Source organism: Neisseria sp. CCUG12390, from assembly GCF_047837985.1.
In the GTDB taxonomy this organism is placed as follows: Bacteria; Pseudomonadota; Gammaproteobacteria; order Burkholderiales; family Neisseriaceae; genus Neisseria.
Genome location: NZ_CP181244.1, coordinates 1,824,527 through 1,839,282, shown reverse-complemented (window position 1 = coordinate 1,839,282; position 14,756 = coordinate 1,824,527). Strand labels below are relative to the sequence as shown.

The 14,756-nt window shown below is 49.7% G+C and carries 11 protein-coding genes; 10 read left to right on the top strand and 1 reads right to left on the bottom strand.

The window, feature by feature from the left end:
- Window positions 1-238 precede the first annotated feature (238 nt).
- The 4 genes from pheS (at window position 239) to ACM67E_RS08585 (ending at window position 4,694) form a co-directional block, all read left to right on the top strand.
- Window positions 239-1,228, top strand: a complete 990-nt coding sequence (gene pheS / locus ACM67E_RS08600; protein ID WP_416191043.1) for a phenylalanine--tRNA ligase subunit alpha — start codon at window positions 239-241, stop codon at window positions 1,226-1,228.
- A 363-nt stretch (window positions 1,229-1,591) separates the two neighbouring features.
- The gene (pheT, locus tag ACM67E_RS08595; protein WP_416191042.1) at window positions 1,592-3,955 is read left to right on the top strand and encodes a phenylalanine--tRNA ligase subunit beta; all 2,364 of its coding nucleotides are present in this window, start codon (window positions 1,592-1,594) and stop codon (window positions 3,953-3,955) included.
- A gap of 132 nt (window positions 3,956-4,087) precedes the next feature.
- A complete protein-coding gene (locus ACM67E_RS08590) occupies window positions 4,088-4,390 on the top strand; it encodes an integration host factor subunit alpha (protein ID WP_416191041.1) in 303 nt (100 codons plus the stop codon).
- Entirely contained in the window at window positions 4,374-4,694 is a 321-nt protein-coding gene (locus ACM67E_RS08585) for a hypothetical protein (RefSeq protein WP_416191040.1), read from the top strand. The genes ACM67E_RS08590 and ACM67E_RS08585 overlap by 17 nt, the downstream gene beginning before the upstream one ends.
- Window positions 4,695-4,800: 106 nt before the next feature.
- Here the strand turns inward: ACM67E_RS08585 and ACM67E_RS08580 are convergent, their stop codons facing one another.
- The gene (locus tag ACM67E_RS08580; protein ID WP_416191039.1) at window positions 4,801-5,769 is read right to left on the bottom strand and encodes a hypothetical protein; all 969 of its coding nucleotides are present in this window, start codon (window positions 5,767-5,769) and stop codon (window positions 4,801-4,803) included.
- Window positions 5,770-6,235: 466 nt separating this feature from the next.
- On the opposite strand from ACM67E_RS08580, the gene ACM67E_RS08575 reads away from it, so the two are divergent.
- The 6 genes from ACM67E_RS08575 (at window position 6,236) to ACM67E_RS08550 (ending at window position 14,704) form a co-directional block, all read left to right on the top strand.
- Window positions 6,236-7,588 carry a DUF2868 domain-containing protein gene (locus ACM67E_RS08575; protein WP_416192761.1) on the top strand — a complete coding sequence of 451 codons (1,353 nt, stop codon included), beginning with the start codon at window positions 6,236-6,238 and terminating at the stop codon, window positions 7,586-7,588.
- A 20-nt stretch (window positions 7,589-7,608) separates the two neighbouring features.
- Window positions 7,609-8,943 carry a DUF3482 domain-containing protein gene (locus ACM67E_RS08570; protein ID WP_416191038.1) on the top strand — a complete coding sequence of 445 codons (1,335 nt, stop codon included), beginning with the start codon at window positions 7,609-7,611 and terminating at the stop codon, window positions 8,941-8,943.
- 789 nt (window positions 8,944-9,732) lie between these two features.
- A complete protein-coding gene (locus tag ACM67E_RS08565) occupies window positions 9,733-11,538 on the top strand; it encodes a DUF294 nucleotidyltransferase-like domain-containing protein (protein ID WP_416191037.1) in 1,806 nt (601 codons plus the stop codon).
- Between the two features lie 5 nt (window positions 11,539-11,543).
- Complete coding sequence (locus ACM67E_RS08560; RefSeq protein WP_416191036.1) at window positions 11,544-12,152, top strand: 3'-5' exonuclease; 609 nt, start codon at window positions 11,544-11,546, stop codon at window positions 12,150-12,152.
- Between the two features lie 518 nt (window positions 12,153-12,670).
- Complete coding sequence (locus ACM67E_RS08555; RefSeq protein WP_416191035.1) at window positions 12,671-12,934, top strand: DUF4212 domain-containing protein; 264 nt, start codon at window positions 12,671-12,673, stop codon at window positions 12,932-12,934.
- A 3-nt stretch (window positions 12,935-12,937) separates the two neighbouring features.
- Entirely contained in the window at window positions 12,938-14,704 is a 1,767-nt protein-coding gene (locus tag ACM67E_RS08550) for a sodium:solute symporter family protein (RefSeq protein ID WP_416191034.1), read from the top strand.
- Window positions 14,705-14,756: the final 52 nt, after the last annotated feature.

The following is a 14,756-nucleotide window of genomic DNA, read 5'->3' as shown; positions in this document are numbered from 1 at the left end:
TTGATTTTTCTTCTTTAAAGTCTATTTTTTTAGTGTAATTTGCGTTAAAATACGCGTCATTTCAGCTGGTTTGGGCGTAAGCCTGTTTTAGCCGGTTATATTGGACGGATTGGCCGTTGCAAGATTTATCAGGCCGTCTGAAAAAGGTAGTAGGAATCACGATTCTTCATCCTTTCAGACGGCCTCATCATTTTAAAATTTCAATTATCAACTTCTAGACGACAGACAAAAGATTATTATGGAAAATGTAAACCGCATTGTTGCCGAAGGTATTGCCGCTGTAGAAGCTGCGGTAGATTTTAATGCGTTGGAACAAGTAAAAGCCCACTATATGGGTAAAACGGGAGAATTGACCGGCTTGTTGAAAACCTTAGGCCAGATGTCTCCGGAAGAACGTAAAACCATCGGCGCACATATCAACGAATGCAAAAATCAGTTTCAGACGGCCTATAACAATAAACGGGAAGCGTTAAATGAAGCCAAATTGCAGATTCAATTGGCGGCCGAGGCGCTTGATGTTACCTTACCGGGCCGCGGTCAAACATTGGGGGGGCTGCATCCAGTGACCCTGACTTTGCAACGTATTGTGGAATTGTTTGAAGGTATCGGCTTTGAGGTAGCTGACGGCCCTGAAATTGAAGACGACTTCCATAATTTCCAAGCCCTGAATATTCCTCAAAACCATCCGGCGCGTGCCATGCAGGATACGTTTTACGTGGAGAACGGCGATGTGTTGCGTACCCATACCTCACCGATTCAAATCCGCTATATGTTGGACAAGAAAAATCCGCCCATCCGCATTATTGCGCCCGGCCGCGTTTACCGTGTCGACAGCGATGCCACACACTCGCCGATGTTTCATCAAGCCGAGGGTTTGTGGGTGGAAGAGGGGGTAACTTTCGCCGATTTGAAAGCCGTATTCACCGACTTTATCCGCCGTTTCTTTGAGCGCGACGATATGCAGGTTCGCTTCCGCCCATCGTTTTTCCCGTTTACCGAACCTTCTGCCGAAATCGACATCATGGCGGAGAACGGCAAATGGCTGGAGGTTGGCGGCTGCGGTATGGTGCATCCTAACGTGTTGAAAAACGTGAATATTGATCCGGAGAAATACACCGGCTTTGCTTTCGGTATCGGTCTCGACCGCTTTGCCATGTTGCGCTACAACGTCAATGATTTGCGTCTGTTCTTTGATAATGACTTGAATTTCTTGAAACAATTTAAATAATCATGAGACGCAGCCAGTGCGTATCTGTGGTTGTTGCCGCTATTTTTCTGTTATTGCATTTCTATTGCGAATGGCATGTAGTGCAGGTTGCGGATTTAAAAACCGGAAACGGTGATATTCAGACGGCCTTAATATGGCAGAAAAACAGTCATATCGCCTTTTCAGTTTCATGCCTCTCGGCTTTCCTATTCGCATTACGGATAAGGATATTCAAGGGTTGGGAAAAGGCGGCGTTTGTGACCGCATTCACTCTGGCATATGGTCTTGGTTGGTTTATTCTGTCCGTGTTGATCATTTTTTAAAGTTTACGGTATATGCCGTCTGAAAGCAGTTTCAGACGGCCTAACAAATAGAGAAAACATCATGCAATTTTCTTATTCTTGGCTGAAAAAGCAAGCCAATCCTAATTTGTCTGCCGAAGAGTTGGCGCATTTGTTGACCATGGCCGGTTTGGAAGTGGAAGAAACCGAAACCGCCGCACCTATGTTCAGCGGCGTGGTCGTGGCCGAAGTCAAATCGGTGGAAAAACACCCCGATGCCGACCGCTTGAACGTTACTAAAGTCGATGCGGGTACGGGCGAACTCATTCAAATTGTGTGCGGCGCACCGAATGTCAAACCCGGTATCAAGGTGCCGTGTTCTTTGCCGGGCGCGGTGTTGCCGGGAGATTTCAAAATCAAACCGACCAAAATGCGGGGTGTGGAATCCAACGGGATGCTGTGTTCGACCGATGAGTTGGGATTGCCGGATGACGGGGTGGACGGTTTGCATATCCTGCCTGAAGACGCGCCTGTCGGCCAAGATTTACGCGAATATTTTGATTTGGATGATACCCTGTTCACGCTCAAGATTACGCCGAACCGTACGGATTGCTTAAGTATCAAAGGTATTGCGCGCGAAGTATCGGCGTTGACGCAATGTGCCTTCAATCCTGTCATGATTCAGACGGCCTCTGTGCAAAGCGGTAAAAAACAGGCCGTCCGCATTGATGCGCCTGAAGATTGCGGCCGCTTTATCAGCCGTGTGATTGAAAACGTGAATGCCGGAGCGCAAACGCCGGTTTGGATGAAGCAGCGTTTGGAACGCAGCGGTGTGCGTTCGGTATCGGCTTTGGTGGACATCGGCAACTATGTGATGTTGGAACTCGGCCAGCCGATGCACGTTTTCGATGCCGATAAAATCAACGGCAGCATTATCGTACGCCGCGCCGAAAACGGGGAAACGTTGGAATGCTTAAATGAGAAAACCGTGACTTTAGCCGACAATACGCTGGTTATCGCTGATGAAAAAGGCGTATTGAGTATGGCCGGACTGATGGGCGGAGAGGCGAGTGCGGTTTCAGACGGCACGCGCAACATTGTTTTGGAAGCGGCGTATTTCAATCCCGTTACGATTTCAGGCAAATCGCGCCAATACGGTTTCGGTTCGGATTCGTCGTTCCGTTTCGAACGCGGAGTGGACTGGGCTTTGCAGGCCGATGCGGTTGAGCGGGCAACGGAACTGGTGCAGCAAATCTGCGGCGGTGAAGCCGGAGAAATGGTGGAAGCGCAAGGCCGGTTGCCGCAAGCCAAGCAAGTAGAAATCCGTTTGGCGCGTTTGGAAAAAATGCTGGGTGTAAGCGTACCGACCAGTCAGGTTGAAACCATTTTGCAACACCTGGGATTAAACCCTGTGCAAACTGCCGAAGGTTTCAGCGTAACCGCCCCAAGTTTCCGCTTCGACATAGAAATTGAGGCCGATTTGGTGGAAGAAATCGGCCGGGTGTATGGCTATGAAAACATTCCCGACGACCATACTTCAGGTCGTCTGAAAATGTCGGCATTGCCTGAAACCAAGCGTCCGCGTTTTGCGGTTTACAACGAAATGGCGGCGCGCGGTTATCAGGAAGCGGTCAGTTATGCGTTTGTGGATGAACAATGGGAACAGGATTTTGCGGCCAATACCGACCCGATCCGCCTGCAAAATCCGCTGGCGGCGCAATATGCGGTCATGCGCTCGACCTTAATCGGCGGCTTGGTGGAGATTCTGCAAAACAATTTGAACCGCAAGCAAAACCGTGTGCGCATATTTGAAATTGCGCGTGTGTTCAGCAAAGATTCAGACGGCCGATTTGTACAGAAAGAACGTATCGGCGGTTTGTGGTACGGTTCGGTTGTTGCCGAACAATGGGGCGAGAAGGTGCGTCCTGCCGATTTTTACGACATCAAAGCCGATGTGGAAAATCTGCTGGACGGTAAAGCGGTTTCATTTGTCAAAGCACAACATCCTGCCCTGCATCCGGGGCGTACGGCGGATATTGTTTCAGACGGCATGGTGATTGGTTTTGTCGGCGAGCTGCATCCGAAATGGTTGCAGAAATACGATTTGCCGCAAGCTGCGCTGGTGTTTGAAATCGATATGGATGCGGTTTTGAGCCGTGAGAAAACGCGTTATCAAGCCGTCTCCAAGTTCCAACCCGTCCGCCGCGACTTGGCCTTTGTCGTGCCGGAGAACATGAGCCATGACGAATTGTTGGCGGCTTTGTATGCCGAAGCCAATCATTTGGTTCGGGAAATCAGCCTGTTTGACGTTTATCGCGGTGCCGGTTTGCCGGAAGGAACAAAGAGTATGGCTTTAAAAGTCATTTTGCAGGATATGGAAACCACTTTGACCGATGATGTCGTCGAGCCGTTGGTGACGAAGCTGGTGGAGTCGGCGGCAGCCGTCGGCGCACAATTGCGCGGCTGATCCGATTTACATCATGAAAATGACAAACACTCGGAACCAAACCGTAAATTCCGTTTGATTTTCGAGATTGGTACTTGAATTTTAAGAAAAAATTAGTAATAATTTGCTCCTGTTGAAAAAGAAGGTAAGAACATGACATTAACTAAAGCCGAGTTGGCTGACATTTTGGTAGACAAAGTCAGCAACGTGACCAAAAATGATGCGAAAGAAATCGTTGAACTCTTTTTTGAAGAAATCCGCAGCACCTTGGCGCGCGGCGAGGAAATTAAAATTTCCGGTTTCGGTAATTTCCAGCTGCGCGACAAACCGCAACGTCCGGGACGTAATCCGAAAACCGGCGAAGAAGTGCCGATTACTGCCCGCCGCGTGGTGACATTCCACGCAAGCCAAAAGCTCAAAGGGATGGTGGAGCATCACTATGACAAAAAACGCTAATCAGCCGATTCCTGCAAAACGTTATTTTACGCTGGACGAAGTTTGCCAAGTGGTGCAAATCAGTCCGGAACAATTTGCCCGCTGGCAATATGAGAATGCCGTTGTTATCGGTTACGGCGGTGACCGCTATACACGTTCGGATATCGTGAAACTTTTGAAACTGAAAGAGACTTTTGCGCCGTATGCCGAAGAGTTGCCGCAAGAAGTATTGGATGCCAACGGTCTGCCGGCCGCGGATAACGATGAAATCCGCGCAAGTCTGAATAATACCCTGGCGGATTTGGAAAAAGTTTTAGCCAGTTGATTGAAAACCGGGAAATACAGATTTCCCGGTTTTGTTTTATGGATAAAGAGGCCGTCTGAAAAACAGTTTTTCAGACGGCCTTTTGTAATTAAGGGAAGTTGCTGAATCAGAATAAGGCTTCCAGGCGGACCAGGGTACCGATGGTGTGGTCGCGGTCTTCCTTGCGGTCGTTCAGATAATTGACTTCGGTTTGGACAAACAGCCATTTGCGCCACACCGGTTGGCGGTAGCCGACGAACGGCCCGTAGGTGTTCAGCTTGAATTTTTTGTCTTCGATATGGCCGTGGGTGTGCAGGCCGTAGTTGACGTACCGGGCGGTACCTAAATCATGCTGGCGGTATGTATTGTTTCCCCATGTCCATTCTTCCCTGTCGCCCTCATGTTCGTATTGCACGTGCAGTTGGTTGGCGATAAAGGTTTTTGCGTCTTCTTGGTGGCGGGTATCCCAATTGGTGCGGACATGGTGTTCGCTTTTCGAGCCGTAGCGGTAAATCTGCTCCAGGCCGGTCACCAATTGATCATTAATCTGCCAATCTTTTTCCGCTTTAGCACGGGCATATAAGTCGCTGCCGGAACGGATACCGATGTCGAAATCGGTGTCTACCGTGCCGTTGTTGAACAATTCGTTCCAACGCAGGGCAATGGAAGAGTTTTGATCGCGGTTGGTGCGGTAGTCGTAGCTTTTGTCGTCGCGATAAGTACGGTTGCGGTAGTTGCTGGCTTCGTTTCGGAATTCGTCGTCCAAGGAATCGTCACCGAATACCACGTTCAGTTTTTGCTGCAATACCGGTAATTTGACACGGCCGCGAATACGCGGTGTCACTGAAAATTCGTCGTATTTGTTCCACTCGGTATCAACCATCACGCGCAAATTGGCACTGGCCGGATTGTCGGGATCAGTCTCGCCGAACCAGCCGTCCATATTGTGCGACCATCTTTTTAAGGTGCCTTGAACCTTGCCGTGTTGCGTATCCACCCAAGTATTGCCTGTGGCGGGCAGGGTATCTTCTGCTGCGGCCATTGAAGAAATACAGGCTGCCAAAATGAATAAAGCCGTTCGATTTCTCTTTTGCATGATGGATTCCTTAGCGGATGAGTGATATTCAATTGATGAGCATACATTAAATTGTTTTGAATCACAAATTTTATAAATCTCAGGATAAAAGAGCCGTCTTTAATATAGTAAAGTTTCGGATTGGCGTACCCATCCAATCGGCGGACAGGTTCCAACATGGCAAAGATGTTGGGGTTTAAGCGGGTTTGAATTCGGTAGCCGGGGATTTTCCATTGAATAAAAGACCGTCTGCATTCGGAATGGCCAAACCCTGAATTATCGAGACGTTCGGGTAATCTGTTCTGCCACAGGGAACGAATGGCTTGAGTTACCGGTTTGCAGTGTAGTCCCGCCCAAAGTGCAAACACGGACGGATAAAACGGTTGCTTACCGGATGGGCGCAGCCATTGCCGGTTTGACAAAGGGTGCAGGCCGTCTGAAAAGCTATGTTAGAATCGGATTATTTTTTCAGACGGCCTTTATCGTTATGCTTAATCCGAAACACAAACTTGCCGAATTGGTGCGCATTTTGGAGGAGCGGGATTATATTTTTCCTGCTGATCCGGCTCAGGTGACCGAATCGCTGCGGCATGTCGACGGCAGGCATGAAGGGAAAATATTGCGCCGTGCGGAAATGATAGACCGCAATCATCAACTGCAAGATACGTTGGAATACGCCAAAAGTGCGGGATTTTGGTTGTGGATAGTCGGTGTGTCGTTGATGTTTGCCGGCGGCTTCTCCGGTACTTATATCCTGATGGACAACCAAGGTCTGAATTTTTTCCTGATTCTGGCCAGCGTTTTGGGCATGAATACCGTCATGCTGCTGGTTTGGCTGATGTCGGTGGTGTTCCGCTTCAAATTCGGCAACGTCGTCAGCCATCCGATGACATGGATGCGCGGTAAAGATCCGGTAAATCAGGCACTGTTGCGTTTGTACAGCGAAGAATGGCAGCAACCTTCCACGCGCTGGCTGATTGGCCGCACAACACACAGCTTATGGTTGGCGACTTTGTCGGGGATGCTGGTTTCCGTGTTGATGCTGCTGCTGGTGCGCCAATATACGTTCAACTGGGAAAGCACGCTGTTGACCAACAGCGCATCCGTCAAAGCCATCGAATGGCTGGGCTGGCTGCCGTCTAAAGCAGGTTTTCCTGTGCCCGATGCCGAAGCGGTATTGCAAGGCCGTCTGAACAGCAATATTGCCGACGCACGCGCTTGGTCGGGTTTGCTGATCGGCAGCATCGTGTGCTACGGCATTTTGCCGCGCTTGATTGCATGGGCGGGATGCAGAATCATGCTCAAAATCAGCCGCACTCCCTTGCCGCTGGATAAGCCGTATTATCAGAAAATCATTCAGCAATGGCAGACCAAAATCATTGATGCCGACACGCAAAGCGAAACCGTCGCTGCCGTGTCGCCCAAAATCAACATCAGTAATGCGGCAAAATGGGCGGTCATGCTGGAGGCGCAATGGCCGGACGATTCTTGGTTTACCCACACGCTCGGACAAGATTGGCTCGACAAAGGCGTGGCCGACAGCCGCGATGCCGTGCACGGTTTGGCGGACGAATTGCAGCGGCAGCCGGTGCAGCTGCTTATCGGCGTGCGTGCGCATACCGTCCCCGACCGCGGCGTATTGCGCCAAATGACCCGGTTGGCCGAAGCGGCCAAGGGTGGGGCGGTGGTGCAGCTTTTGGCCGAACAACATCTTTCAGACGGCCTGCAAGAAAATTTACAGCATTGGCATCAGGCTTTGAACGAGCGCAATCTGGCATGGCTGAATCCGCCCAAGCTGGAACAGGAATTGCGTTTGCAGCAAAACAGGCAGGCCGTCTGAAAAAATGAAAAGATAAAATCATGGAAAACAAACCTTTATCTCTGGCTGTAGTCGGTCACACCAATACCGGCAAAACTTCATTGCTGCGCACTTTGCTGCGCGACAGCACATTTGGCGAAGTCAAAAATGCACCGTCCACCACGCGTCATGTCGAGCAGGCCGCAATTTCAGACGGCATTGATACGCTGGTGTATTTATACGATACGCCCGGCTTGGAAGATGCCGGCGGCGTATTGGATTGGTTGGAAGCCAATACTTCATCGCGTTCAGACGGCATCGAACGTCTGCAACAGTTTCTCGATAGCCCTGAGGCTGCCGGCGATTTCAACCAAGAAGCCAAAGTGCTGCGCCAATTGCTGCAAAGCGACATGGCGTTGTATGTGGTGGACGCGCGCGAACCGGTGTTAAACAAATATAAAGACGAACTGACCGTGTTGTCGTGGTGCGCCAAGCCGGTGATGCCGGTGTTCAATTTTATCGGCGGACAGGATTTGACCGAATGGACCACCATGCTGGCGCGGCGCACATTACACGTTTACAGCGGCTTTGATACCGTTGCCTTTGATTTTGAAGGTGAAATCCGCTTGTGGGACAATTTGGCCACCATGTTGCCCGAGCGCGGCATTCTCGACCGCCTAACCGGTATGCGCCGCCGCGAATGGCAGCGGCTGGATGGTGAAGCACGGCGCGAAATTGCCGATTTCCTGCTCGATGTTGCTGCTTACAAACAGGAAATCGATGAAGACGACAATCCTGAGCCGACACTGCAAACCATGCAGGCAGAAGTGCGCCAATTAGAACGCAAAATGCAGCAGCAACTGTTCCAACTTTACCGTTTCTACCAAAACGACATCGAAAGCGGCGATTGGGCATTGAAAGCCTTCCGCCAAGACCCGTTCGACAGCGATTTACTGGTGCAATACGGCATCCGCACCGGTACCGGCGCGGCCACAGGCGCATTAATCGGGTTCGGTATCGATGTCGCCACGCTGGGCGGTTCGCTCGGTTTGGGTACGGCCATCGGCGGCATTTTAGGCGGTGTGTTACCGAATATGCAGGATATTTCCGATAAAATCTCCGGCAAACAAACCCTGCATATCGATCCGGAAACCTTAACCTTATTGGCTGCGCGCGCATTGGATTTACTGAACGCCCTGCAAAAACGCGGTCATGCCGCGCAATCGCAAGTGACCCTGCAAAGCGGCCAAACCCCGTGGCAGCCGCATAAAATGCCGTCTGAATTGAATAAGGCGCGTTCGCAATGGAAATGGTCGTCGCTGAATACGCATTTGCCCGAACTCAGCCATCGGGAACGGGCGGAAGCTGCGGAAAATCTGCAACAAAAATTAAAGTAGAAATAGGCCGTCTGAAAGTCTAAGTGCAGATAAAAACATTTTTCTTATTTAATTTTTCTTTTTTGATTTTATTCGAAAATAAAATAATCAAAAATAGCCGCCGATGTCTTTTTTTTGATATAAACCGCAATTTTTTAATCGCGGATGTTGACGGACGAAAAAGAAAAGCGCAAAATACGTCTCGTTGAGTTGCTTGATGCAGCTTGATTTTTCTCCTCTATTTCTCCTTTGTAGACTTGGCGCATATCCGAAACGGTATGCGCGTTTTTTTTCGTTATCGATTCATCAAACCGTCATCATCATTGCGTATAATGACGCTTAACTGTTTTGTGAAATCAAATTACATATAAATTGTGCAAATGATACAATTAAGAAATTTTACAAGAAAAATGCTTGCGCACCACGGTTAATCTTGACATAATGAACCCCGTTAGCTGGTTCGAGTAGTCAGTTAATAGTTTCTCCTCTATTTCTCCTTTGTAGACTTGGCACACATTTGATTGAATGTGTGCATTTTTTTTGCCTGTTATTTTTGATTGGCAGGAGATTTTTTGTTGTCATAAAACTGAAGAAAATAACATCGGAAGACAGGATTTTGTCTTTCGATAAAGAACATGAGGCCGTCTGAAAACCAAACAGATTCATATCGAATGCCTGTTTGATTTTCAGACGGCCTTTTTGTGGTGTCGTTTTTTCAAGCCTTGTTGTAATATGTTGAAAAACCTGTTGATTTAGTGAACGGTAAAAGCAGGTGTTTGGTTTGAGAAAACGGAGAAACAAGGAGAAACAATGATGGAACGTTTTGATTTCAATTATCCGCCTTATCATTTTTTAAGCGGCAGCGAGCGTTTGTCTTTGCAAAATGTGGTGGATATTGCTTTTTACCGCGATGAAGAATTGATCATCGAGCCCAACACGCCGATTGAGTTTTTATATGTGGTGATGAAAGGCGTGGTGAAAGAGGTCGGGAATGACGGCGAAGTGGCGGCGGTTTATCGGGCGCATGACACTTTTGAGGCCCGTGCTTTGGTAGAAGGTACAAGCCAAAACAGTTTTGTCGCTGCGGAAGAAGCCTTGGTGTATAAGCTGCCCAAAGCCTGCGTATTGCATTTGATGGAGGGAAACAGCCGTTTTGGTTCGTATTTTTATGCTTCGGTAGCGGAAAAATTGGCCAGCCGTTCCGAATCGCCGGATGAAGATGAGTTTGAAAGCCTGTTTACGGCGAAAGTACGCGATGCCTATCGGGACAATGCGGTGTGGCTGGATGGCAAGGCGACGATTTTGGAAGCGGCGCATTTGATGAAGGCGCACAAAACCAAAACGCTTTTGCTGCGCCATGAAGGGCAGGCCGGTTTGTTTACCGAATCGGCTTTCCGCGACATTGTGATCGAAGGGGTATCGTTTGACGAGCCGGTGTACAAATGGTCGCCGGCGCAACTGATTACTGTAGATATTGACGATTTCGTGTTCAATGCCTTGCTCAGAATGATGGAATCGCGTATCCAGCGGGTAGTGGTGACGGAAAACGGTCAAGCGGTGGGGGCATTGGAGCAGCTCGATATTTTGGCGTATTTTTCCAACCATACGCATTTGGTGGTGCAGCGGATTGAAAAAGCCGAAACCATAGATGATTTGGCGGAGCTGGCGGCGCATATGAACGATTCGGTTCAGGCCTTGCAGAAAAACGGCGTGCGTGCCAAGCAGTTGGCGCAACTGATGCAGGTGTCGAACAGCGCTCTGTTTGAAAAGACATGGCGGCTGTTGGCTTCGGAAACGTTATACGAACATTCTTGCCTGTTGATTATGGGTTCGGAGGGGCGTGGCGAACAGATTTTGAAAACCGACCAGGATAACGCGCTGATTTTGGCCGATGGTGCGGATTTGGCAGAAGCGCAAGCGACGGCTGAAAAATTTTCCGCCGCGCTCGAGCGTTTCGGCTATCCGCCTTGCAAGGGCGGGATTATGGTGTGCAATCCGATGTGGCGCAAGCCGTTGGGCGAATTTAAAAAAATGATTGGCGGCTGGCTGAGTTCGGCCACTCCGGAAAATATGATGAATCTGGCGATTTTCATCGATGCCAAGGCGGTGGCGGGGGATGTGTCGCTGTTGGAGGAGTTGAACCGCTATCTTTACCGCCGCATGGATAAGGACGTCGGCATTTTGATGAACTTTGCCCGTGCGGTGGATTTGTTCGAAGACCACAGCCGCCGTTTCCTGCCGCGCCTGCTCCAGCGCAACAACAAGAAAATGGACGTGAAAAAAATCGGTATTTTCCCGATTGTACACGGTGTGCGCGCCTTGGCTTTGGAAGCGCATCTGGAGGCGAATAATTCTTTTGAGCGCATCAATATATTGGTTGCGCAAAATATTTTGGAACCGCAGGCGGGGCGCGATCTGGCGGAAGCATTGGGTTATCTGATGGATTTGCGCCTGAAAGGCGGCCTGATGTGTTTGACCGACCCGACTCAGAAGCTCAATAACCAGGTGGATACCGACAAACTCTCCACGCTCGAGCGTGATTTGCTGAAAGATTCGCTGAATGTGGTGAAACGGTTCAAGCAGACGGTGCGTCATCATTTTCATTTGGGAGGGTAGGGAACATGTTTGAGAAAATAAAACATGCTTATTACCGACGCCGTCTGAAAGATCCGAAGTATGCCTTTCTCTATGACGAACACGCTGATGAAATGGTAAGCATCGATTGCGAAACCACCAGCCTGAATGTGAAAGAGGCGGAAATCATTTCCATCGGTGCGGTAAAAATCCGCGGCAATACCATTCTGACCAGCGAACCGTTTTATGTGTTGGTAAAGCCGGAAGGCATGATGGAGGCGACCAATGTGACGGTGCACGGTTTGCGGCCGAAAGATCTTTCAGACGGCATTACAGTTGAAGAGGCGCTGTATCGACTGCTGGATTTTATCGGCGGCAGGCCGTTGGTCGGTTATTATCTGGAATACGACGTGGCCATGATCGATAAGTTTCTGAAGCCTTTAATCGGCATTCCTTTGCCGAACCGGAGGATTGAAGTGTCGGCGGTGTATTTCAAGCAGGAAGTCAAGAAAAACTTTTATTACAACGATTATGTCGACCTGCGCATGGCCAGCATGATCAAAACCCTGCGTATTCCCGATTTGCCGCGCCACAACGCGCTTAATGATGCGATTAATGTGGCGATGATGTGGCAGGCGGTACAGGCCAGAAAGTAGGGCCGTTCGAACAATTTGTTTTCCAACCCTACTAGGCCGTCTGAAATATTTTTCAGACGGCCTTTTGTTTGCCGAAAGGTTGCTGCCGGCATGAAAAACAGATTCGGGAAAATTTGATTTCGCCAATCAAAAAACAATTTATCGTGTAAAAAAATGTTAATTTATAACGGGGAGTAAATTTAGATAAGATTTAAACATTAATATATTTATTTCATTAAATTACAAGGTGTTTCATCGAATTAATATTTTTTAAATATTTGTTGTAAAATAAAATTTATAAAAAAAAATGTCAATTTCGTTGATAAATTATTAATTCGAATTCATACGACGCATTTTCATTTATTGTCAGGAAAGCCTAATCCTATGGGTTATGTTGTCAGTCTGAGGAATTATGCTATGCTGGATTCAAGGCGTTTCTGCCTTGTTCAAGCAATACCGCTCAAGAAACAAAAAAATCCGGCGTTGCAGACCACTGTCACGACCGGAGGCATTCTCTACATATCAATTAGGAGATCATCATGTCCGATAATAAACAAAATATGACGGCCTACTGGAAAGCCAATGTGCGCCTGATTTTGGGCTGCATGATTGTGTGGGCGCTCTGCTCGCACGCCTTTGCCATTTTCCTGCGTCCGGCCTTAATGGGCATTCAGATTTTCGGTATCGACATCGGTTTCTGGTTCGGCCAGCAGGGTTCGATATTGACCTTTATCGCCATCATTTTCTTCTATTCGTGGAGAATGAACAAAATCGATGCGGAATTCGGCGTGCACGAGGAGTAAATCATGAGTCAATTTTGGATTAACGTCTTGTTCGTGGGTGCGTCGTTTGCACTCTATTTCGGCATCGCTATTTGGGCGCGCGCCGGTTCGACCAAAGAGTTTTACGTAGCAGGCGGCGGCGTACATCCCGTGTTGAACGGTATGGCCACCGGTGCCGACTGGATGAGCGCGGCTTCGTTCATTTCGATGGCGGGTATGCTGGCGATGGGCGGCTATGCGGCTTCGGCCTACCTGATGGGTTGGACGGGCGGCTATGTATTGCTGGCCTTGCTGCTTGCACCGTATCTGCGCAAATTCGGTAAGTTTACCGTGCCCGATTTTATCGGCGACCGTTTTTACAGCCGCAATGCGCGTTTGATTGCCGTGGCCTGTCTGATTCTGGCTTCGACCACTTATGTCATCGGCCAAATGACCGGTGCGGGCGTGGCCTTCTCCCGCTTCCTTGAAGTGAGCAATACCACCGGCCTGATTATCGCGGCGGTTGTGGTGCTGTTTTACGCGGTACTGGGCGGCATGAAGGGCATCACTTATACGCAGGTGGCGCAATATGTGGTGCTGATTATTGCCTATACCATTCCGGCGGTGTTTATCTCTTTGGAGATGACCGGGAATCCGATTCCGCCGTTGGGCTTGTTCGGCAACGATACGGCTACCGGCGTGCCGCTGTTGCAGAAACTTGACGCGTTGGTGACTGATTTGGGCTTCACTGCCTACACCGCCGATGTGTCGGACAAATTGAACATGTTCTTACTGACCATGTCGCTGATGATCGGTACCGCAGGTTTGCCGCACGTGATTATCCGTTTCTTTACCGTGCCTAAAGTATCCGATGCCCGTTCTTCGGCCGGTTGGGCGCTGGTGTTCATTGCCTTGCTCTATACCACCGCACCCGCAGTCGGCTCGATGGCACGCATCAACCTGGTTGAAACCGTGTATCCGCAAGGCACGCAGTCTGCACCTTTGGAATACCAAGCGCGTCCGGAATGGATGAAAACGTGGGAAAACACCGGCCTACTGAAGTTTGAAGACAAAAACGGCGACGGCCGCATCCAATACTACAACGACAAAGCCAAAGATTTCACCGCAGCGCAAGAACGCGGCTGGCAGGGCAATGAGTTGAGCGTGAACAACGACATCATGGTCTTGGCAAACCCTGAAATCGCCAACCTGCCCGGTTGGGTAGTCGGCCTGATTGCCGCAGGCGGTTTGGCTGCCGCGCTCTCTACCGCCGCCGGTCTGCTGCTCGCCATCTCGTCTGCGATTTCGCACGACTTGATTAAGAAAACGCTCAAACCCGACATCAGCGACAAAGGCGAACTCATGGCCGCGCGCGTATCCATGACGATTGCGATTGTGGTGGCGACATGGTTGGGCATCAACCCGCCGGGTTTTGCGGCGCAGGTCGTGGCACTTGCATTCGGTATCGCCGCCGCCTCGATTTTCCCGACTCTGATGATGGGCATTTTCTCGAAGCGCGTGAACGACAAAGGCGCGATTGCCGGTATGCTGGTCGGTTTGATTTCCACCTGCGTGTACATTTTCCTGTACATGGGCTGGTTCTTCATTCCGGGTACCAACACCTTTGAAAACACCGCGGAAAACTGGATTTTCGGTATTTCGCCGCTGGGCTTCGGTCCGATTGGTGCGGTGTTGAACTTCGCGGTTGCCTTCGCCGTATCCGCCATGGGCAAAGCACCGCCGCAAGACGTACAGGATCTGGTGGAAAGCGTGCGTTATCCGCGCGGCGCAGGCGAAGCCATCGACCATTAATCTTGGCGCACGGAAACGCGGGTTGACCAAACCCGCGTTTTTTATATCCGAA

Bases quoted from the DNA above. Each gene is read 5' to 3' on its own strand.
- ACM67E_RS08560 (WP_416191036.1), top strand. From the start codon at position 11,544: ATGTTTGAGAAAATAAAACATGCTTATTACCGACGCCGTCTGAAAGAT.
- ACM67E_RS08575 (WP_416192761.1), top strand. From the start codon at position 6,236: ATGCTTAATCCGAAACACAAACTTGCCGAATTGGTGCGCATTTTGGAG.
- ACM67E_RS08590 (WP_416191041.1), top strand. From the start codon at position 4,088: ATGACATTAACTAAAGCCGAGTTGGCTGACATTTTGGTAGACAAAGTC.
- pheT (WP_416191042.1), top strand. From the start codon at position 1,592: ATGCAATTTTCTTATTCTTGGCTGAAAAAGCAAGCCAATCCTAATTTG.
- ACM67E_RS08550 (WP_416191034.1), top strand. From the start codon at position 12,938: ATGAGTCAATTTTGGATTAACGTCTTGTTCGTGGGTGCGTCGTTTGCA.
- ACM67E_RS08585 (WP_416191040.1), top strand. From the start codon at position 4,374: ATGACAAAAAACGCTAATCAGCCGATTCCTGCAAAACGTTATTTTACG.
- ACM67E_RS08555 (WP_416191035.1), top strand. From the start codon at position 12,671: ATGTCCGATAATAAACAAAATATGACGGCCTACTGGAAAGCCAATGTG.
- pheS (WP_416191043.1), top strand. From the start codon at position 239: ATGGAAAATGTAAACCGCATTGTTGCCGAAGGTATTGCCGCTGTAGAA.
- ACM67E_RS08565 (WP_416191037.1), top strand. From the start codon at position 9,733: ATGATGGAACGTTTTGATTTCAATTATCCGCCTTATCATTTTTTAAGC.
- ACM67E_RS08570 (WP_416191038.1), top strand. From the start codon at position 7,609: ATGGAAAACAAACCTTTATCTCTGGCTGTAGTCGGTCACACCAATACC.
- ACM67E_RS08580 (WP_416191039.1), bottom strand. From the start codon at position 5,769: ATGCAAAAGAGAAATCGAACGGCTTTATTCATTTTGGCAGCCTGTATT.